Source organism: Allochromatium humboldtianum, assembly GCF_013385175.1.
Classification (GTDB): domain Bacteria; phylum Pseudomonadota; class Gammaproteobacteria; order Chromatiales; family Chromatiaceae; genus Thermochromatium; species Thermochromatium humboldtianum.
In genome coordinates, this window is the sequence record NZ_JABZEO010000017.1 from 1 (window position 1) to 18,642 (window position 18,642).

General features: G+C 66.1%; 16 protein-coding genes and 1 tRNA gene. 8 read left to right on the top strand and 9 right to left on the bottom strand.

Going from position 1 to position 18,642, the window contains the following annotated elements:
- A partial coding sequence (locus HW932_RS18085; RefSeq protein ID WP_176977883.1) for a type IV pilin protein occupies positions 1-316 on the bottom strand: 316 nt, incomplete at its 3' end.
- Between the two features lie 1,069 nt (positions 317-1,385).
- On the opposite strand from HW932_RS18085, the gene yajC reads away from it, so the two are divergent.
- From yajC to secF, 3 genes are all read left to right on the top strand, one after another.
- Positions 1,386-1,718: a preprotein translocase subunit YajC gene (gene yajC, locus HW932_RS18090; RefSeq protein WP_176977884.1), complete on the top strand. Its 333-nt coding sequence runs from the start codon at positions 1,386-1,388 to the stop codon at positions 1,716-1,718.
- Between the two features lie 100 nt (positions 1,719-1,818).
- Positions 1,819-3,675: a protein translocase subunit SecD gene (gene secD / locus HW932_RS18095; RefSeq protein WP_176977885.1), complete on the top strand. Its 1,857-nt coding sequence runs from the start codon at positions 1,819-1,821 to the stop codon at positions 3,673-3,675.
- Between the two features lie 13 nt (positions 3,676-3,688).
- Positions 3,689-4,639, top strand: a complete 951-nt coding sequence (gene secF / locus HW932_RS18100; RefSeq protein ID WP_176977886.1) for a protein translocase subunit SecF — start codon at positions 3,689-3,691, stop codon at positions 4,637-4,639.
- A 536-nt stretch (positions 4,640-5,175) separates the two neighbouring features.
- On the opposite strand, the gene HW932_RS18105 is transcribed toward secF, so the two are convergent.
- Together HW932_RS18105 and HW932_RS18110 are read right to left on the bottom strand one after the other, a co-directional pair.
- Complete coding sequence (locus HW932_RS18105) at positions 5,176-6,303, bottom strand: NAD(P)/FAD-dependent oxidoreductase (protein ID WP_176977887.1); 1,128 nt, start codon at positions 6,301-6,303, stop codon at positions 5,176-5,178.
- Positions 6,304-6,427: 124 nt separating this feature from the next.
- Positions 6,428-7,045, bottom strand: a complete 618-nt coding sequence (locus HW932_RS18110; protein WP_176977888.1) for an arylesterase — start codon at positions 7,043-7,045, stop codon at positions 6,428-6,430.
- Here HW932_RS18110 and HW932_RS18115 point away from each other — a divergent pair.
- From HW932_RS18115 to HW932_RS18125, 3 genes are all read left to right on the top strand, one after another.
- On the top strand, positions 7,044-7,739 hold the full coding sequence (locus tag HW932_RS18115; RefSeq protein WP_176977889.1) for an ABC transporter ATP-binding protein: 696 nt from the start codon (positions 7,044-7,046) through the stop codon (positions 7,737-7,739). The genes HW932_RS18110 and HW932_RS18115 overlap by 2 nt on opposite strands.
- The gene (locus HW932_RS18120) at positions 7,736-10,228 is read left to right on the top strand and encodes an ABC transporter permease (RefSeq protein ID WP_176977890.1); all 2,493 of its coding nucleotides are present in this window, start codon (positions 7,736-7,738) and stop codon (positions 10,226-10,228) included. Before HW932_RS18115 ends, HW932_RS18120 begins: the two co-directional genes overlap by 4 nt.
- 244 nt (positions 10,229-10,472) lie before the next feature.
- Positions 10,473-11,039: a hypothetical protein gene (locus HW932_RS18125; RefSeq protein ID WP_176977891.1), complete on the top strand. Its 567-nt coding sequence runs from the start codon at positions 10,473-10,475 to the stop codon at positions 11,037-11,039.
- 88 nt (positions 11,040-11,127) lie between these two features.
- Here the strand turns inward: HW932_RS18125 and HW932_RS18130 are convergent, their stop codons facing one another.
- The 4 genes from HW932_RS18130 to bchI all read right to left on the bottom strand — a co-directional run bounded on the left by HW932_RS18130 (position 11,128) and on the right by bchI (position 15,544).
- Entirely contained in the window at positions 11,128-12,444 is a 1,317-nt protein-coding gene (locus HW932_RS18130; protein WP_176977892.1) for a sigma-54-dependent transcriptional regulator, read from the bottom strand.
- Between the two features lie 84 nt (positions 12,445-12,528).
- Positions 12,529-12,604, bottom strand: a tRNA-Ala gene (locus HW932_RS18135).
- Positions 12,605-12,704: 100 nt separating this feature from the next.
- A complete protein-coding gene (locus HW932_RS18140) occupies positions 12,705-14,519 on the bottom strand; it encodes a magnesium chelatase subunit D (protein WP_176977893.1) in 1,815 nt (604 codons plus the stop codon).
- A complete protein-coding gene (gene bchI / locus HW932_RS18145; RefSeq protein ID WP_176977894.1) occupies positions 14,516-15,544 on the bottom strand; it encodes a magnesium chelatase ATPase subunit I in 1,029 nt (342 codons plus the stop codon). Before bchI ends, HW932_RS18140 begins: the two co-directional genes overlap by 4 nt.
- A gap of 306 nt (positions 15,545-15,850) precedes the next feature.
- Here bchI and HW932_RS18150 point away from each other — a divergent pair, with 306 nt between their 5' ends.
- Positions 15,851-17,122, top strand: coding sequence for a Coenzyme F420 hydrogenase/dehydrogenase, beta subunit C-terminal domain (locus HW932_RS18150; RefSeq protein WP_176977895.1), 1,272 nt, complete (start codon positions 15,851-15,853; stop codon positions 17,120-17,122).
- Complete coding sequence (ribF, locus tag HW932_RS18155; RefSeq protein WP_176977896.1) at positions 17,119-18,075, top strand: bifunctional riboflavin kinase/FAD synthetase; 957 nt, start codon at positions 17,119-17,121, stop codon at positions 18,073-18,075. Before HW932_RS18150 ends, ribF begins: the two co-directional genes overlap by 4 nt.
- 4 nt (positions 18,076-18,079) lie before the next feature.
- On the opposite strand, the gene HW932_RS18160 is transcribed toward ribF, so the two are convergent.
- Both HW932_RS18160 and HW932_RS18165 read right to left on the bottom strand, forming a co-directional pair.
- Positions 18,080-18,355, bottom strand: coding sequence for a type II toxin-antitoxin system RelE/ParE family toxin (locus tag HW932_RS18160; RefSeq protein WP_176977897.1), 276 nt, complete (start codon positions 18,353-18,355; stop codon positions 18,080-18,082).
- Entirely contained in the window at positions 18,352-18,621 is a 270-nt protein-coding gene (locus tag HW932_RS18165; protein WP_176977898.1) for a type II toxin-antitoxin system Phd/YefM family antitoxin, read from the bottom strand. Before HW932_RS18165 ends, HW932_RS18160 begins: the two co-directional genes overlap by 4 nt.
- Between the last annotated feature and the right edge of the window lie 21 nt (positions 18,622-18,642).

Consider the following 18,642-nt stretch of genomic DNA (forward strand, 5'->3'; position numbering starts at 1 on the left):
CGGTTGCCGTATAGCCGCCGCCAGTTACTGATGCCAGCGTTAGACTGTAATACCCATCCGTAGAAGTGGTCGGAAATCCAAGAGCGCTCCAAGCCGTCGTCGTCGTTACATACCCAAGCCCAGATGCCCGACGTTTCTGCTGTTCCATTTCAATGTTCATTAATGCCGCATGAGCATCCGCCCGACGCGACTTGAACATATATTCTCTATAACTCGGATACGCAATCGCCGCCAAAATCCCAATAGTCGCAACCGTAATCATCAGCTCGATCAGCGTGAAACCCGATGGCTTCCGACAATGTCTTTGGTGCAGCATCACATCATCCTGTTCGGTTAGGGGGTGTCTGGTATCAGGGGCGTGGACAAAGGGTTTTGTTCTTGCTTGAGGCGGGACGGGGTCTGTGTCTCATCCCGCGCGTCTCCGGCATCGGCAACCGAGGGCGGCTCCAGACCTCACGGACGGTGTGAATGCTATGTCCGATGGACGGGTTTTTGCCGGGGGGAGACACTGACAGTGCCGATGTTTTCAGCCGTGTTAAACATAGCTCAAATATCTTGCTGTTTCCGGACTCAGTTTGCATTTTTCTCATTCGATCGACGAAAAAGTATTCGCCGCCCCCATCTACACCGCCAGAACGGTTCAACAGCATTCCCACGCGTGCATCGTCAGCCCGTCGCCTGACTGGACTCTCGCCCATGAACCGCCCCATCGCCCCCGGATCAACGGCGTCTTCAAAGTCCTGCTCGGCGCAGAGTCCAGCCGCGCTGCGGCTGCTGATCCACACCGCTTGCCGGATGAGATCGACACCAGCATGGGTCCACCTTGAACCCAGAGTGGGTCCAGCCACGACCACGCGGTGGGTCCACCCTGGCCCCTAAACGAACGAAGTCTTAACGAACAACAACAACGCCCCGCCGCCCCCCTCGGTGAGCCGGACCTGACGCTGAAATCTGGAAGGATCGATCGAAGCGGCGCGCCGTCGGCGGCCACAGCGCAGGTTCGTGTGCGCGGCAGGACTCGACAACGGCGAAGAGATGCAGCGCACCGCTGCCGCCACACCCAGCGCCCCCACGCCGCCCGCGCACCCCGGACACCGAAGCCGTCTATTCCGCCGCCCACGCCCTCTACGTCCCCGCCCCCCGCCCAAGCGCCTGCTTGAAGCCTTCGCCAGCGCCCATCAACGGTTACCGCTCGGCAGAATGCACCGAACCGATGAACCGATCAGGGAGCGGACTCCAACCCTCTCGCTGTGCGATAATCCCCCGCTGTTTTCGTGGGCCGTCTCGCGACCCGGACGCGACGGCCCGTTCGCGCCCCGTGGCGCCCACTTCGGATCAGCGTCGAGCACGCGATCCACCTGACATTTGAACCAAGGAACCGATCCATGAGCTTCTTCATCCCCGACGCCCTGGCCCAGGGCGAGGCCGTCGCACCGGCCGGCGATCCCTTCATGGCCCTGCTGCCGCTGGTCCTGTTCGCCGTCGTCTTCTACTTCCTGCTGATCCGCCCCCAGGCCAAACGCCAGAAGGAACACCGCAAGATGGTCGAGGCCCTGACCAAGGGCGACGAGATCATCACCATGGGCGGCATGGCCGGACGCATCGCCGACATCGGCGAGAACTTCGCCCTGGTCGAAGTCGCCGACGGCATGAAGGTCAAGATCCGCCGCACCGCCGTGGAATCCGTGCTGCCGAAGGGCACGCTGCAGGAACTCTGACCCCGCCTTCCTGATCCGGAGCGGATCGCCGTCTGGCGATCCCTCCAGACCGCTCCCGCCCACGCGCGGCGAACCGCCATCCTCCAATGCTGGAGCCCCAATGAACCGATACCCCTTGTGGAAGAATCTACTCATCCTGGGCGTCATCCTGGCCGGCCTGCTGCTGGCCTGGCCGAACCTCTATTCCCAGGATCCATCGATCGAGATCACGGCTGCGCGCGGTCATGAGATCAGCGAGGCCAGTCCCGGCGAGATCAAGGCCGCGCTCGAGAACGCCAAGGTGCCGCTCAAGGGCATCGAGTCCCTGGAAGGCGGCAAGCTGCTCGCCCGTTTCGACACGCCCGGCGAACAGTTGCGCGCTCAGGAGGCCATCGAGCGCACCCTGTCCGAACGCTACCGCACCGCGCTCACCCAGTCGGCCGACCTGCCCGGCTGGATGCGCTGGCTGGGTCTCAATCAGATGTCGCTCGGTCTGGATCTGCGCGGCGGTATCCACGTCGTCATCGACGTCGACATGGAGACCGCGCTCGAACAGGCCGTCGAGCGCTACAGCGGCGATCTGCGCACCCTGCTGCGCGAGGACAAGATCCGCTATCTGACCCTGACCCGCGACGGCGCCAACATCCTGATCCGTTTCGAGGATGCGGCGACTCGCGACGCTGGCGAAAAGAAACTCAAGCGCGAGTTCCGCGAACTCGACATCCAGGCGAGCGAGGAATCCGGCGCCTTCGTGCTGCGCGCCGGCCTGCCCGAGACCGAGCAGCAGAAGATCAAGGACTTCGCGCTCCAGCAGAACATCACCACCCTGCGCAATCGCGTCAACGCGCTCGGCGTGGCCGAGCCGAGCATCGCTCGTCAGGGCGAGCGGCGCATCGTCGTCGAGCTGCCGGGCGCTCAGGATCCGGGTCGTCTGAAGGAAATCCTCGGCGCCACCGCCACGCTCGAATACCGCCTGGTCGACACCGAGGGCAGTGTCGCCGACGCCGTTGCCGGACGTCCGCCCGTGGGCAGCAAGCTCTACTACGAGCGCAACGGCGCCCCGATCCTGCTCAAGCGCCGCGTGATCGTCACCGGCGACCAGATCACCGACGCCTCGGCCGGCTTCGACAGCCAGAGCGGCAGTCCGGCGGTGTTCGTCAATCTCGACGGTCAGGGCGCGCGGCGCATGCGCGACGTCACCACCGAGAACGTCGGCAAGCCGATGGCCGTGGTCTTCATCGAGAACCGCACCACGACCAAGCTGGTCGACGGCGAGCCGGTCAAGACCACGCGCAAGGTCGAGGAAGTCATCAGCGTCGCCACCATCCGCGAGCCGTTCGGCCGGCGCTTCCAGACCACCGGCCTGGACAGCAGCGCCGAGGCCCACGACACAGCGCTCCTGCTGCGCTCGGGCGCGCTCGCCGCTCCGATCGAGATCGTCGAGGAACGCACCATCGGCCCCAGCCTGGGTCAGGACAATATCGACCAGGGTCTGGCCTCGGTCATGCTCGGCATGGGACTGGTGCTGCTGTTCATGGCCGTCTATTACCGGGTGTTCGGTCTGGTGGCCAATCTGGCCCTGGTGATCAACCTGGTCATGACCGTCGCCGTGCTCTCCATGCTCCAGGCGACCCTCACACTACCCGGCATCGCCGGCATCGTGCTCACCATCGGTATGGCCGTGGACGCCAATGTGCTCATCTACGAGCGTATCCGCGAGGAGATCCGCAACGGCAACTCGCCCCAGGCCAGCATCCACGCCGGCTTCGACAAGGCGTTCTCGACCATCGTCGATGCCAACGTGACCACGCTGATCGCCGCCGTGGTGCTGTTCAGCTTCGGCACAGGCCCGATCAAGGGCTTTGCGGTGACGCTGTTCATCGGCATCATCACCTCCATGTTCACCGCCATCCTCGGCTCGCGCGCCCTGATCAATCTGATCTATGGCGGTCGACGACTGAACAAGCTGGCCATCTGAGGAAGCGCGCGCCATGACCCAAAAACGCACCATCAACGACTTCGATATCGACTTCATGCGCCAGCGCAAGCCGGCCGCCTGGCTCTCGGGCGTCGTCCTGCTCGTCTGTCTGCTGTCGATCGTCTTCCGGGGCTTCGACTTCGGGCTGGACTTCACCGGCGGCACCGTGATCGAGCTGGGCTATGCCCAACCCACCGAGCTGAGCGACGTGCGCGCCGTCCTGGAGACCCAGGGCCACGGCGGGGCCACCATCCAGTATTTCGGTTCGCGCACCGACATCCTGGTGCGTCTGGCGCCGCAGGATGGCGTGGAAGAAGACAGTGCCAAACTGAGCGATCGCGTCTTCAAGGCACTCAGTCAGGCCGCTCAGGGGCAGGTCGAGCTGCGCCGCGTCGAGTTCGTCGGACCCCAGGTGGGCGAGGAACTGCGCGAACAGGGCGGACTGGCGGTGCTGTTCGCGCTGATCGGCATCCTCATCTATGTCGCGCTGCGCTTCGAATGGCGCTTCGCGGTCGGCGCCGTGGTCGCGACCATGCATGACGTGCTCTTCACCGTCGGCATTTTCTCGCTGTTCCAGATCCCCTTCGATCTGACGGTGCTGGCGGCGGTGTTGGCTGTGATCGGTTACTCGCTCAACGACACCATCGTCATCTTCGACCGCGTCCGCGAGAGCTTCCGCCGGGTGCGCAAGGGCACGGTGATCGGGATCATCAACAGTGCGATCAACGAGACGCTCTCGCGCACCATCGTCACCTCGGGCACCACGCTCCTGGTGCTGGTGGCGCTCTATGTGCTGGGCGGCGAGACCATCAATGGGTTCGCACTGGCGCTCATCATCGGCGTCCTGGTCGGTACCTACTCGACCATCTATATCGCCACGGCCAGCGTGATCTGGCTCGGCTTGAGCCGCGATGATCTGTTGCCGGTCAAGAAGGAAGGCGCTGAGCTGGATCCGCTGCCTTAACGGCGAGAAGGAAGCTGAAACGAACGACGGGGCCATCAGGCCCCGTCGTTCGTTTCAGTGTCGGATCAATGGCGACTGGCGGACATCAGCCCCGAATGGCGTAGGGCACCAGGGGCAGCAGGCAAATGGCGACGATGTACCAGAAGGCCCGACGGTCTTGAGTGCGCAGTGCTTCTTCGCTCATCTTGTTCACCTTTCGAGTCAATGCTTGATCGATTACAGGACGCTCGGGGTCTCTTCAGCCCCGAATGGCGTAGGGCACCAGGGGCAGCAGGCAAATGGCGACGATATACCAGAAGGCGCGACGGTCTTGGGTACGCAGGGCTTCTTCGCTCATCTTGATCACCTTTGAGTCGATGTTTGATCGAAAGAGGCTGTGGACGACTCGACCTCGGCTCCAGCGCCCTGTCGTCTCGTCCATCGGCCTACGGTTGCCAAGATAGTCACCTTTCCAGCAGCTTCAACGAATACCGCTTTTAGTCCGTGGATATTTCGCACCATTCTACTGCGAAATAAAGATCAACCCATTGATTCGATTAGCGATAACGGCGCAGATACAGCCACTCGAAAAACCGTTTGAGCCAGTGGAACAGCCGCATCGAGGGCAGGACCAGATTGAACGTCTCGGTGCGCGCGACCAGCATGCCGCTGTCGTTGGTGTCGACGATACAGAGCAGCTCGACGCGGAAAGTCTCCTTCGGCTCCCGACCGGCGAACTCGGCGAGCAGATTGCGCGCTGCCGCGCGGGCTTGCAGATCGGCCATGTGGCCCTGCTTGGGCATCCAGTCGGGACCGGGGAAGCTGCCCGAGTCGCCCGCGACATAGACCCGCTCGAAGCCCGGCGCCCGGCACTGGGCATCGGCCTGGAGCAAGCCGCCCGGCGAGCGCGGCAGGTCGGTGTCGTCGAACCAGGCGTTGCCCGTCAGACCCGGCATGAAGAGGATGAGATCGGCGTCGAAGGTTTCGGCCTCGGTCGTGATCTGGCTGTCGCTGAAGCCCTTGAGCTTGTGGCCCAGATGGGTCTGGATGCCGCGACGCGCCATCTCGGCGAGCAGACCGTCGACCGCCTTGGGTCCGAGCCGGTTGCCGGGGCGCTCGGCGGGCGTGAAGAAATGCAGGGTGAATTTGTCGCGCCGTCCTTCGCGCCTGAGCTGATTGTCCATCCCGAACAGGAACTCGAAGATCGGGCCGCCGCGCATCGAGCTGGGTTCGTTGGGATTGCCGGCGAAGCCCATGGCGATGTGACCGCCATCCATGGCCCGCACCCGGTCGCGGATCTCCTTGGCGGCGGCCACGCCCTCACAGGGGACGATGGCGTGCTCGATGCCGGGGAGCTTCTTGATGAAGCGCCCGCCGCTGGCGATGATGAGACCGTCGTTCTCGACCGTGCCGTGCGTGGTCTCCAGCAGACGCCCGCCGTTCTTGAGTCCGGTCGCCTCGCCGGCCAGATGCCGGATCTTCATGCGCTCGAAGAAAGGGCGCAGGTCGATGACCAGATCGTCGCCCGTGCGCAGACCGCTGGGCACCCAGATCAGCCCTGGATAGTAGACGAACTCGGGTCGGCGGCTGACGAGCGTGATCTCGATTTCAGGGGCGCGCTTGCGCAATTCGATGACGGCCGTCAGCGCGGCGAAACCGGAACCGACGATAGTGACGCGTTGCATGATGTCAGTGACTCCAGTCCAGAAAGGTTGAATTCCAGTTCGATCGCGATCCGACCGGAAGGCTCGAATCGCACCCGGCCTTGATACCATGCGCCGGCCTGGGGCGCATTGACATTGCAGCCAGTCAGTCCGCCAACAAGGGTTGCAGCGTCGGCCAGACATTGTCGAGAAGTCGCTCCTGCGCCTCGGCGGTCGGATGAAGCCCATCGGCCTGCATCAGACTCCAGTCCTCGGCCACGCCCTTGAGCAGGGTCGGCACCAGGGGCACGCCCTGCTCGGCGGCGACCTCCATAAACACGGCTTGAAAGCCGTCTGTGTAGGACGCACCATAGTTGGGCGGCAGTCGTACCCCAATGAGCAATACGCGCGCGCCTGCTTCACGCCCCTGGATGACGAGCCGCGTGAGATTCTCGCGCATCACGGCGAAGTCCCAGCCGCGCAGTCCATCGTTGGCACCGAGCTGGATGACGAGCACGGCCGGACGATGGCGTTCGAGCAGCGCCGGCAGGCGCGTCAGCCCACCGACCGTGGTCTCGCCGGACACACTGGCATTGACCACCCGATGCGGCCAGCCGGTACGCTCGATGCGTTCGGCGAGCCGCGCCACCCAGCCGCGTTCGGTGTCGATGCCATACCCGGCGCTCAGACTGTCGCCCAGCACCAGCACCACGGGCGCCTCGGCCAATGCCGTTCCAAGCGGCAGACACAGCGTCGCAATCAGAATCAGGAGTCGATGTCTCATGTCGGATCAAGCGGCCTCGGCCGTCTCGCAAGCCATTGGATTGGGGAAGCATGTTACCGGCCCGGCCGGCGGCTTGACCATCCTCGCCGGACTGAATCTGGAGATCTACGCCGGCGAGGCGGTTGCCATCCTCGGTGCCTCCGGCTCGGGCAAGTCGACCCTGCTCGGACTCCTGGCCGGACTCGACGACCCGACCGACGGTGAGGTCTGGCTGTGCGGTCGCCGGGTCGATCGTCTCGACGAGGACGGACGCGCCGAACTGCGTGCCGGCCAGGTCGGCTTCGTGTTCCAGAATTTCCAGCTCCTGCCCACACTCACCGCGCGCGAGAACGTGCTGCTGCCGCTGGAGCTGACCGGCACCCCGGACGCCGCGCGCCGCGCCGACGAGGCGCTCAATCGCGTGGGGCTGAGCGCACGCGCCGGACACTATCCGCGCCAGCTCTCGGGCGGCGAGCAGCAGCGCGTGGCCATTGCGCGCGCCTATGCGCCCCGCCCCGCCGTGCTCTTCGCCGACGAGCCGACCGGCAATCTCGATCAGACCACGGGCGAGCACATCATCGACCTGTTGCTCGACTTGCGCCAGGAGACGGGCACGGGCGCGGCCCTGGTCCTCGTGACCCATGATCCGCGTCTGGCCGAACGCTGCGACCGGCGTCTGCGGATGCACGACGGGCGACTGGAGCCGCTGGCATGAACGCCTGGTGCCTGACACTGCGGTTGTTACGCCAGGACTGGCGCAGCGGCGAACTCTATCTGCTGTCGGCGGCGCTGGTGCTGACGGTCGCAGCCATCACCGCCGTCGGTTTCTTCACCGATCGGGTCGAGGCGACCCTGGAGCGCCAGGGTAGCGCGCTGATCGCCGCCGATCTGGCGCTCGAATCTTCCCGGCCGCTCGACGTCCGGTTCGCCGACGCAGCCCAGGCACGGGGTCTCCGAACCGCGCGCACGCTGGAATTCCGCAGCGTGGTCATGGGCGAGCGACCGCAACTGGTGCTGATGAAGGCGGTCGATCCAGACTATCCGCTACGCGGCCGACTGCGCATCGGCGAGGCACTGGACGCCCCTGACCGTCCAGTCGAATCGGGTCCGCCTGCCGGTGAGGTCTGGGTCGAATCCAGACTCCTGCGACTCCTGGATCTCCGGATCGGCGACAGCCTGGGCGTGGGCGAGTCGCGTCTGCGCATCGGCGCCATCCTGACCGACGAGCCGGATCAGGGCCGTAGCTTCTTCAACATCGCCCCGCGCGTGCTGATGAACCGGGCCGACCTGGACGCGACCGGACTCATCGGCCCGGCGAGCCGTGTCACCCACCGGCTGCTGATCGCGGGCGCGGCGACGGCGATCGACGCCTATCGCGACTGGGCCGGCAGTCGGCTCGCGGCCAACGTCACCCTGACCGATGCACTGGAGGCGCGGCCCGAATTCGGCTCGGCGGTGGAGCGCGCCTCGCGCTTCCTGCATCTGGCGACCCTGGTCACGCTGCTGGTGGCCGGCGCGGCGATCGCGCTCGCCAGTCAGCGTCTGGTCGAGCGCCAGACCGATGCCGTGGCCGTGATGCGCTGTCTGGGCGCGCCGCGCCATCTGCTGATGCGGGTGCTGATCGGGCGTCTGGTGCTGTTCGGGCTGGGCGCCAGTCTGATCGGCTGTCTGCTCGGCTGGCTGGGACAGGCGGGGCTGCTGGCGGCACTGGCCGACTGGCTGGGGACCGATCTGCCGCCGGCCTCGCCCGCGCCCGTCCTGGTCGGGCTGGCGACGGGGCTGATCACGCTGCTCGGCTTTGCCGTGCCGCCGCTGATCCAACTGGCGCGGGTGCCGCCGCTGCGTGCGATCCGGCGCGATCTGGGCACGCCGCGCGTCTCGGCGGCGCTCGCCCTGGGCGCGGCCGGGCTGGCGCTGGCGCTCCTGATCCTGTGGCAGGCCCAGGATCTGGAGCTCGGGCTGAAGCTCCTGGGCGGGGTGCTGGCGACCCTGCTGGCGCTGATCGGCGTTGTGTTGCTGCTAGTGCGTCTGGCTGGACGGCTCGCCGGACGCGCGCGCGGGGTCTGGCGGCTCGGTCTAGCGGCCCTGACCCGGCGTCCGGGCGCGGCCGTGCTCCAGATCGCCGGCTTCGGTATCGGCATCCTGGCGCTGCTGCTGCTCGCCGTGGTGCGGGTGGATCTGCTCGAATCCTGGCGCGAGACCGTGCCCGAGGGCGCGCCCAATTACTTCCTCATCAACATCCAGCCGCACGAGGTCGAGCCGTTACGCACGTTTCTGAACGAGGCCGGGATCGCGACACCTGAACTCCATCCGATGATCAGCGGACGACTGACCCGGATCGGCGAGCACGCGGTCGAGCCGTCGGACTACGACAACCCGCGCGCCGAGCGGCTTGCCAGCCGCGAGTTCAATCTCAGCTACGGCACCGAGCCGCAGCCGGACAATCGGATCGTCGCCGGGCGCTGGTGGAGCCAGGGCGCCGAGGCCGCGCCTCAGTTCTCGGTCGAGAGCGGCATAGCCGAGACGCTCGGGATCGCGCTGGGCGACGAACTGACCTTCTGGGTCTCGGGACACGAAGTCAGCGGCCCAGTCACCAGTCTGCGCGAGGTACGCTGGGACAGCTTCAACGTCAACTTCTTCGTCGTCGCCTCCCCCGCCCTGCTCCGGAACGAGGCGGCGACCTTCATCACCAGCTTCCATCTGCCGGCCGAGCGCGAGGCGGTGATCGCCGAACTGGCGCGGCGCTTTCCGAGCGTGACCACGCTCGATGTCGAGGCGATTCTGGGGCAGGTGCGTCAGGTCATCGACCGGGGCGTGCTGGCGGTCGAGTACGTCTTCCTGTTCACGCTGGGGGCGGGGCTGCTGGTGATGTATGCCGGTATTCAGGCCAGTCTGGAGCAGCGTCGCAGCGAGCATGGCATCCTGCGCACGCTGGGGGCCGGACGGCGCACGCTCCTGAGCAGTCTCGCGGTCGAGTTCACGGCGGCGGGCCTGCTGGCGGGGCTGCTGGCGTCGGTCTTCGCTGAGGCCACCGGCTGGTTGCTGGCTGAGCAGATCTTCGAGTTGGAGTTCGGGTTCAACCCCGGACTCTGGGCGGTTGGCGTCCTGGGGTCGGGGCTGGCGATCGGGCTGGCGGGGACGCTGGCGACCTATCCGTTGCTGATCCATCCGCCGTTGCGGGCATTGAGGGGCGGGAATAGCTGATTATTGCGTCCCGTGTGACTCAGTACAGTACAAAAACGACCACGATCAGCCAAAGCCACGCGATGGTGTGCATTGAGGACTTGCAGGTTCGCAACATGTCGGCGTCGGCGTCCGGGACGATCGAAGCGCCGGGCGCCCACGTTTCAATCCGGCTCGATGTCGGATTGAGCACCGTCGGAATCCCCGTCCTTCAGGGCGGGGAGGATGTCAAGTTAAACTACAGCCCCAATCCATTGCCGCACCGATGCACCTGATCAGCCTCAACACCGCCGTCGCCCTCACCGGCCTGACCAAACGCACCCTCTGGCGCTACATCGACAGCGGCCGCCTGACCGCCGCCGGCCCCACCGAGCCGGGAGACAAGACCCGCGTCCGCCTGCAAGACATCCTCCCGCTCTCACACCTCACCATCGCCCCCGAACACCACTCCATCATCGTCGACGCCGACCGTGGCGACCCCGCCGCCCAATGCGACCTCGGCCTCATCCTCCTCACCGCCGACCGCCCTGCCGACGCCATCCCCTGGTTCCAAAGCGCCGCCAACGCCTTCTACCCTGACGCCATGTGCTGGCTCGCACGCGCTTACCTGTCCGGCGAAGGCGTCGAATGCCGCCTCGAAACCGGCCTCCACTGGATCGACACAGCCGCCCGCAAAGGCCACCCGCTCGCCCAAGCCCTGCACGCCTTCCTGCACAGCCCCGCCGGCCAGGAACTCCTGCACGCCCAGAACCACACCGCCCTCAAGACCGCCCTCGACGACATCGAGCGTCAAACGCTCCTGAATGCCCTGAACGCGACAGCCATGGACTGATCGCAACCAAGTCGTTGATATCCATAAATTTAGACGTATTGCGCGTTGCTCAGTCCCACTCGGGCGCCGTTAGCGGCCTAACCCGAACTCAGACCGCCTCACCTCGATCGATCCCGAGCCGGGCCAAACGATATCTGAACGCCAGCGGAGTCATACCGAGCGCGCGGGCGGTCGCCTGACTCAGGTGTGCCTGATCGAGCGCCACCCGCGCCGCCCCACTGGATTCGAGCGCGCCTGCGCGTTCACTGACAGGCAGATAGAGATCCCCGACCTCGATGCGCTCGCCCTCGCACAGCGCCACGGCGCGTTCCAGGATGTTTTCGAGCTCGCGCACATTGCCGGGGAAGGCATAGCGCATGAGTGCCGCGCCAGCCTCCTCGGAGAGCCATGGTTCGACCGCCGTCGGCTCACCCGCCGCCCGGGCGAGTTTCCGCAGGATATGGACGGCCAGCGGACGGATGTCCTCGGGACGCTCGCGCAGCGCCGGCAGCCGCAGCTCGATGACATTGATCCGATAGAAGAGATCCTGCCGGAAGCGTCCCTTCTCGACCTCCTGAGCGAGATCGCGATGACTGGCGCTGATGATCCGCACATCGACCGGCACTTCGCGCGCGGCGCCGACCGGCCGCACGCACTTCTCCTGGATGGCACGCAACAGCTTGACCTGCGCCGGCAGCGGCAGATCGGCCAGCTCGTCGAGAAAGAGCGTCCCGCCGGTCGCCGCCTGGAACAGCCCCTCCTTGTCGGCCAGTGCGCCGGTGAAGCTGCCCTTCTTGTGCCCGAACAGCTCGCTCTCGACCAGATCGTGCGGGATGGCCCCGCAGTTGACCGGCACGAACGGACCATCGCGACGCGGCCCCTGAGCATGGATCAAACGCGCGGCCAGCTCCTTGCCGGTGCCGCTCTCGCCGGTGATGAAGACCGGCGCCTGGGTGCGGGCGAGCTTGGCGATCAGGGCGCGAATCTGCTGCATGGCCGGTGAGTCGCCGAGCAGGGGCGGCTCGGAATCGGTGCGCTCCTCGGTCGGCGTAGCCCGTCCGCGCAGTCTGAGCGCCGATTCGACAAGGTTGCGCAGGGCCGACAGATCGACCGGCTTGGCCACGAAATCGAAGGCGCCGGCCTTCATGGCGGCGACAGCCGATTCCATGTTGCCGTGCGCGGTGATCATGGCCACCGGCAGATCGGGGTGATGGGTGTTGATGTGGTGCAGCAGATCGAGTCCGGTGCCGTCCGGCAGACTCAGATCGGTGAGACAGAGATCGGGCCGATGGCGCTCCAGTTGGCGCTTGGCCTCGGCGACCGTCAGCGCGGTGACAGCCGACACATTCATGCGCCCGAGCGTGATGCGGATCAGGTCGAGGATGTCGGCTTCGTCGTCGACGACGAGCGCCAGGGGTCTGGACATATCCAGCTTCCAGCCTTTGGCTTCCAGGGGCGAAGAGCCTGCCCTGCAAGAACGGAGACCGGCTCGAAGCCGTTCAAGAGTGAGTGGTGGAGCTGAGGGGGATCGAACCCCTGACCTCCGCATTGCGAACGCGGCGCTCTCCCAGCTGAGCTACAGCCCCATGATCGGGTATCGACAGCCGCCCTCCCCGCGACGGGGAGGACGAGCGGCTGTCATTCTGCGTCATTCCAGCCAGCGTGACAAGCGTTGCGAAGCGGCGATCAACCCGCCGTCGCCCGCACCGCCTGATTGAGCGCGTTGGCGTCGGCATGCGGCAGCGGCAGATAGACCGCGCCCATTTCCTTGGCCAGTTCACGCCCCTGCGGCTGCGGACGCGGCGAGGTGTCGATCACCAGTGCGGGGATCTCCAGCGAGCGCACCATACGCGCGGCGGCCAGCGCTTCCTCGTTGGCGCGCGTGCGCCCGCCCGTACCGTCGCGCGCGACATTGGCCCGACCGTCGGTCATGACGATCAGCACCGGCGTGCCGCCGCGACGCTGCACGCCGTCGGCCAGCATCATCCCCAGGTCGATGCCCGAGGCCAGCGGCGTGCCGCCGCCGCCCGGCAGCCCGGCCAGACTGCGCTTGGCACGCACCAGCGAGCGCGTCGGCGGCAGCAGCACCTCGGCCCCCTGCCCGCGGAACGCCACCAGCGCGACCTGATCGCGCCGCACATAGCAGTCGGCCAGCAGCAGTTCGACCGCACCCTTGGCCTCGGCCAGACGGTGCAGTGCCGAGGAGCCGGAGGCATCGACCACGAAGATGGTCGTGCTCTCGGACTTGTGCTTGAAGCGCGTGATGCGGAAGTCGTCCTGACGGATTTCGAGCCGGTTGGACGGCTTGCCGGCGCGCGCGCGTTCCTCGCGGCGGATGCGCTGCCAGGGCGCGGCGGAACGCAGGGTCTCGATCACGTTCAACCGCTGTCCGGCGCGTGGCTCGCCGCGCAACACCCCGGCTGGACGTCCACGCGAAGGTGCATTCTGCACCGCGCCGGCCTTGCCCGTAGCACGCGCGCGCGAGCGGCGCAGTTTGCCCATCTGGAGCTGAGCCAGCAGACCGGCCGGGATCGCGGCCTGCGTCGCCTCCAGGATCTTGTCCTGAAGCTCCTGGGGTTCCTGCGGCTCCTGGTTGGACTGTTCCTCGTCCTGATTCGGCTCCTCCGGCTCGGGCGGCGGCGGTTCGGCGTCCGGCGGCGGCTCCATCGGCGGGAGCTGGGTCGCACGCGGAGCGAGCACCAGACGTCCGGCAACGGCCAGATCCTCGTCGGTCACTTCGGTGCGTTCTTCGAGCGCCGCATGGGCACAGGCCACGCGGCTGGCGAAGATAGAGGCGCGCAGCGAGGGGATGCCGAGCGCCAGCGCGATATTGCACAGGGTCTCGACCTGGGCGTCGGTGATCGTGACTTGAGACAGACGCGGCCGCGCCGCGAGTACGTCCTCGACCGTGTAGTCACAGGCGATGGCCTGATCGTAGCGAACGTAGTTGAGTTCCAGATGGAAGGCCAGCCGGTCGAGCAGCGCGTTCAACAGCCCCTCGTCCTCGCCCACGCCCTCGTCGAGCGCGACCACGGCGAAGCGCGACGGCGTGCGCATGGCCAGACCATCGCGTTCCAGGACGACCTCGCCCGAGTCGAAGGCCATATTGAGCCGCGCGGCCGTGCCGGGCGCGATGCGCTCGGCCATCGCCAGCTCGACGACGCCGCCGTCGGCCTCGACCAGTAGCCCCTTCTCGGCCACCGGACGCCCGGCATTGAGCGTAGCGGCCAGATCCAGACCGCCGAGCAGCCGCCCATCGGCCACATGCAGCGGAATGCGCCGCATCGGTGTGCCCTCGGGCTGGAGATCGCGCATGATCGACAGCCACTGATCGCGCACCGGACCGGGCAGCGCACGCAGCGCCACGCCGCCGGTACCGACCGGATCGATCGTCATCAGGACAGCGGCCAGGACGGCATCATCCCAGGGCGACGGACCCGGACCCGCCGGGGCCGGTCTGCCGCCGTCCGCGACAGCGGGATTCGGGCCGGGTGTGCTCATTCGCCGAACAGCTCCTTGATCGCGCGCTCGACACGGCTGGTCGAACCGGACTCGTCGAGCGGATCGCGGCGCAGACGATGGCGCAGCGCCGAGACGGCGATGGTCTTGACGTGATCGACGGTGACGGTCTTGTCGCCCTGGAGCGCGGCGAGCGCACGCGCCGAGCGGATCACGGTCAGCTCACCGCGCAGACCGTCAGTGCCGAGCTTGATGCAGAGCTTGGCGGTCTCTTCGAGCGTCCGATCCGGCACCTCGACCTCGGGCAGCAGCTTCTTGGCCTTCTGGATCTGGCGGCTGACCTTGGCGTCCTTGGCCTTCCACTTCTCGACGAAGGCTTCGGGATCACGCTCGAACTCGTCGCGCAGACGCACGACCTTCATGCGTGTGGGCAGATCGGTTGGCGTCTTGACCTCGACCGAGAGACCAAAGCGGTCCTGCAACTGCGGGCGCAGTTCGCCCTCTTCCGGGTTGCCCGAGCCGACCAGCACGAAGCGCGCCGGGTGGCGCACGCTCAACCCCTCGCGCTCGACCAGATTCTGACCGGACGCGGCCACGTCCAGCAGCGAATCGACCAGATGGTCTTCGAGCAGGTTGACCTCATCGATGTACAGGAAGCCGCGATGGGCGCGCGCCAGCAGGCCCGGCTCGAAGGCTTTCTCGCCCTTGGTCAGGGCGCGTTCCAGATCGAGCGCGCCGATGACGCGGTCTTCGGTGGCGCCGAGCGGCAGATCGACCACGGGCACCGGCACCTGCCGGCTCTTGAGACTGCCTTTCTCGGCCTTCCTGGTGCGGCACTCCTGGCACAGATAGTCGTCACCGGCCTCGGGGTCGCAGTTGTAGGTGCAGTCGACCGCGCGCATCTTCGGCAGCAGGGCGGCCAGTCCACGGATGGCCGTGGACTTACCCGTGCCACGATCACCGAAGACGAGCACGCCGCCGATGGAGGGATCGATGGCCGCCATCAGCAGGGAGCGTTTCATCTCCTCCTGGGCGACGACGGCGGAAAAGGGAAAAGGGATGGGCATACGCGGCGAACCTAGTTCTAGTGTTTCTAGTGTGTCGAAATGGGTGTACAGGGTCTGGCGAGCGCGAGCACCCGAATCGAGCGCGCTCAGGCGCGGGCGCGAAAATCGAACTCGCGACCCTAGCGCCCATCGCTAGGCAAGGTCAAGTTTAATGTGTCGGCGGCGAGTCAGACGCGCTTATGGCATACAATAGCGCCCCGTTCGGCTCGCCCCGAGCATAGATCCACCCGAAGGAGGACGACATAAGATGATTTTCGCCGCCACCACTGCCAGCACGTGCGCCGCGCGCACCACCGAGGCCGCCGCATGAACGACGCCGTGCTCGACCCACAGGACACCGGCCCCTCCAAGGGACTCGACACCATCTCGCTCCTGAGCAGCGACGAGCGGCTCAAGGGGCGCCCCAAGCTCTGTAGCGACTGCGGGCTGTGCGATAGCGCGCTCAAGGGGCGGATGTCCTCGGCCTGTATCTTCGTGCGCAACCAGACCGCCGAGATCGAGCAGCGCCTGCACGGTCGCGCGCGCCGGCCCGACGACGAGCGGCGCTTCGGCATCCATCGCACCCAGTATGCCGCCCGGATGCGCCGTCCCAATCCGAACGCCCAGTGGAGCGGCATCGTCACCTCGCTCGGTGCACGTCTGCTCGAACAGGGCAAGGTCGAGGCCGTCATCACCACGGGCGCGGCGCCCGGCACCCGTTTCAAGTCCGAGCCGGTGCTCGCGCGCACGCCCGCCGACGTCCTGGCCACCGCCGGCAACAAGCCCTGTCTGTCGCCCAATCTGCGTCTGCTCGATCAGGTGCGCGAACAGGGCATCAAGCGTCTGGCTTTCATAGGTACAAGCTGTCAGGTGCACATGCTGCGCGCGGTCGAGGCCGAACTCGGGCTGGAGAAGCTCTATGTGATCGGCATCCCCTGTAGCGACAACGTCACCTATCCCGATCTGGAATATTTCCTGACCCAGGTCTCGCGCTCGCCCCAGACCATCGTGCACTACGAGTTCATGCAGGACTTCAGTCTCTGGATGCGCCACGAGAACGGCCGGAAAGAGCGCGTCAACTACATCGACTTCCCGATGGACAAGCTGCACGGGATCTTCCCGTCGTCGTGTCTGTCCTGCTTCGATTATCCGAATACGCTGTGCGACCTGACCGTCGGCTACATGGGCGCCGAACTGGGCTGGCAGTGGGTGCTGGCGCGTACCGAGATCGGAGAGGAGCTGTTCGAGCTGATCCGCCCGGATCTGGAGATCGGCGAGCTGACCTCGAGCGGCGACCGCACGCACGGCATGCCGCACTACATCGCGCGGTTGACCCAGCCGCCGGGGGCCAAGAAGCCGCCGTTCCTGGTGCGCAAGCTGGTCGCCTACATGCAGCGCAAGAAGGGTTCGAAGGGACTGGAGTTCGCGCGCGCCATCATCGAAATGAAGCTGCTGCGCAACCTGAACTATGTGCGCAGCAAGTTTCCGCGCTTCGAGGCGCGCGTGGTGCCCGAGCATGTCTATCAGACGCTCGAACCCTATGCCGACACCTACCGGGAGGTCTTTGGGCGTCCACTCGCTTCGCAGACCGAAGAATGAGACTGATCCGGGGTCTGCACAATCTGCGCCCCGCCGATCGCGGCTGTGTCGCCACGATCGGCAACTTCGACGGGGTGCATCTGGGGCATCGCGCGGTCTTCCAGCGGTTGCTGGCGCGCGGGCGTGAGCTGGGGCTGCCGGCGACCGTGATCACCTTCGAGCCTCAGCCGATGGAGGTGTTCGCGCCCGAGTCGGCGCCGGCGCGGTTGACGCGGTTGCGCGAGAAGCTCGGGGCACTGCGCGCGAGCGACATCGAGCGGGTGATGCTGCTGGAATTCGGGCCACGCCTGGCGGCGATGCCGGCGCCGGAGTTCGTACAGCGGTTACTGATCGAGGGGCTGGGCGTGCGCTTCCTGCTGGTCGGCGACGACTTCCGGTTCGGACGCGGACGCACGGGCGATTTCGCGCTGCTGCGGGACATGGGGCGCGTAGCCGAAGCGAACGGGGCCGGATTCGCGGTCGAGGATCTGCACACCATCACCCACGGCGCCGAGCGCATCAGCAGCACGCGGGTGCGCGAGGCGCTGGCGCGCGGCGATCTGGAACAGGCGCGGCATCTGCTCGGCCGACCTTATTGCCTGGAAGGGCGCGTGGTGCATGGCGACAAGCGCGGTCGCGCCATCGGTTTCCCGACGGCCAATATCGCGCTGCACCGGCGTGTCAGCCCGGTACGCGGAGTCTATGCGGTGCGGGTGAAGGGGCTGGGTTCGGAACCCTGGCCGGGCGTGGCCAACATCGGCACGCGCCCGACGGTCGACGGGACCAGCGCGCGGCTGGAAGTGCATCTGTTCGACTTCGACCAGTCGATCTACGGCCGGCATCTGGAAGTCGAACTGGTGCTGCGTCTGCGCGACGAACAGCGTTTCGAGTCATTCGAGGCGCTTCGGGCGCAGATCCAGCGCGATGCCGAGACGGCGCGTGCATTTTTGATGACAACGGCTGAGAAAGGCTGATTGCTTAATACACGGCGTCATGGTCGCCTACATTCACCGGCACGATTCGATCATCTTCGATCAACAGCTCAAGCGTGATGCGATATGACAGGTTGATCGAAACCGAGTGAAGTCCAGCCAGACGGCCTTTGAGCGGATGCAAGCGCAGCGAGGGATGGAAGGGATTGGCTTCAAGCAACTCCAGGGTTTTCTGGTATTGCCGGCGTAGTTCAGGATGGCGTTTGATGAAGCGTTCGGCGCGCCGCTCGTACTGCTGAGTGAAAACCAGCCGAAAACTCATTGCGCTGGGTCCGGCAGCGAGTCGATACGCTGCATGTGTTCCTCGACCGTGCCTTCCGTGAAACGCCCGGCCGCCAAGTCCGCTCGACTCTGAACAAGCGCCGCTTCCAGCTCGCATTCACGCAGGTAGTGGTAATGGTCCAGATCCATGACCACGAAACGATCTCGGCCACGCACCGAGACAATGGCTTCCGACTGTCCAGCCAAAGCCGCCTCGATCGCGGCAACGCCCTTCGTTTTCAGTTCATTGGCGCTAATGGTGGTCACGACGGACTCCAGGGTTGGCAG

What these genes read in the sequence shown, in the direction of transcription:
- HW932_RS18160 (WP_176977897.1), bottom strand. Translation starts at nt 18,355, where the DNA reads ATGAGTTTTCGGCTGGTTTTCACTCAGCAGTACGAGCGGCGCGCCGAA.
- HW932_RS18115 (WP_176977889.1), top strand. Translation starts at nt 7,044, where the DNA reads ATGTCGGATCAAGCGGCCTCGGCCGTCTCGCAAGCCATTGGATTGGGG.
- HW932_RS18125 (WP_176977891.1), top strand. Translation starts at nt 10,473, where the DNA reads ATGCACCTGATCAGCCTCAACACCGCCGTCGCCCTCACCGGCCTGACC.
- HW932_RS18120 (WP_176977890.1), top strand. Translation starts at nt 7,736, where the DNA reads ATGAACGCCTGGTGCCTGACACTGCGGTTGTTACGCCAGGACTGGCGC.
- HW932_RS18140 (WP_176977893.1), bottom strand. Translation starts at nt 14,519, where the DNA reads ATGAGCACACCCGGCCCGAATCCCGCTGTCGCGGACGGCGGCAGACCG.
- secD (WP_176977885.1), top strand. Translation starts at nt 1,819, where the DNA reads ATGAACCGATACCCCTTGTGGAAGAATCTACTCATCCTGGGCGTCATC.
- HW932_RS18105 (WP_176977887.1), bottom strand. Translation starts at nt 6,303, where the DNA reads ATGCAACGCGTCACTATCGTCGGTTCCGGTTTCGCCGCGCTGACGGCC.
- secF (WP_176977886.1), top strand. Translation starts at nt 3,689, where the DNA reads ATGACCCAAAAACGCACCATCAACGACTTCGATATCGACTTCATGCGC.
- ribF (WP_176977896.1), top strand. Translation starts at nt 17,119, where the DNA reads ATGAGACTGATCCGGGGTCTGCACAATCTGCGCCCCGCCGATCGCGGC.
- yajC (WP_176977884.1), top strand. Translation starts at nt 1,386, where the DNA reads ATGAGCTTCTTCATCCCCGACGCCCTGGCCCAGGGCGAGGCCGTCGCA.
- HW932_RS18150 (WP_176977895.1), top strand. Translation starts at nt 15,851, where the DNA reads ATGAACGACGCCGTGCTCGACCCACAGGACACCGGCCCCTCCAAGGGA.
- HW932_RS18110 (WP_176977888.1), bottom strand. Translation starts at nt 7,045, where the DNA reads ATGAGACATCGACTCCTGATTCTGATTGCGACGCTGTGTCTGCCGCTT.
- HW932_RS18130 (WP_176977892.1), bottom strand. Translation starts at nt 12,444, where the DNA reads ATGTCCAGACCCCTGGCGCTCGTCGTCGACGACGAAGCCGACATCCTC.
- bchI (WP_176977894.1), bottom strand. Translation starts at nt 15,544, where the DNA reads ATGCCCATCCCTTTTCCCTTTTCCGCCGTCGTCGCCCAGGAGGAGATG.